Here is a 607-nt window from a genome sequence, read left to right as displayed (position 1 = left end):
GTATGTTACAGGCAGTAGCATAAATAGAAAAGGGAGGTATCCTAAAATGGATAAAAACAGTTTATCACATACATCATGGAATTGTAAGTATCACATAGTATTTGCTCCGAAATACAGGAGACAAGTAATATATGGAAGATTAAAACAAGATATTGGAAAAATATTAAGAGACTTATGTGAGAGAAAAGGAATAAACATAATAGAATCAGAATGTTGTCCAGACCATATTCATATGTTGTTGGAAATCCCACCAAAATATAGCATATCTCAAACAATGGGATATTTAAAAGGAAAAAGTAGCCTGATAATATTTGATAGGCACGCAAACTTAAAATATAAATATGGAAATAGACATTTTTGGTGCAGAGGATATTATGTAGACACAGCAGGAAAAAATGCGAAAAAGATACAAGAATATATAAAAAATCAATAAAAAGAAGATTACATGGCAGATCAAATAAGTATTAAAGAATTTGTAGACCCGTTTACGGGTGAGCAAGTAAACAAAAGCAAAAAATAAAGAGCTTTAGCACTAGCTGTGAAAATTGGTGCGCGAGAAAGAAAGTTCAAAGCATGGAATGCTGCCGGTAACAGCCCCTTATAGGGG

1 pseudogene is annotated in these 607 nt (G+C 32.6%); it reads left to right on the top strand.

Annotated elements, in window-relative coordinates:
• The first annotated feature begins 46 nt into the window (after nucleotides 1-46).
• Nucleotides 47-520, top strand: a pseudogene (gene tnpA, locus PTSHG_RS08965) (IS200/IS605 family transposase).
• Nucleotides 521-607: the final 87 nt, after the last annotated feature.

The sequence above is a fragment of the Peptoniphilus senegalensis JC140 genome, from assembly GCF_000321025.1.
In the GTDB taxonomy this organism is placed as follows: Bacteria; Bacillota; Clostridia; order Tissierellales; family Peptoniphilaceae; genus Peptoniphilus_A; species Peptoniphilus_A senegalensis.
The sequence above is the reverse complement of the archived record's forward strand: the minus strand, read 5'-3'. Positions and strand labels throughout refer to the sequence as shown.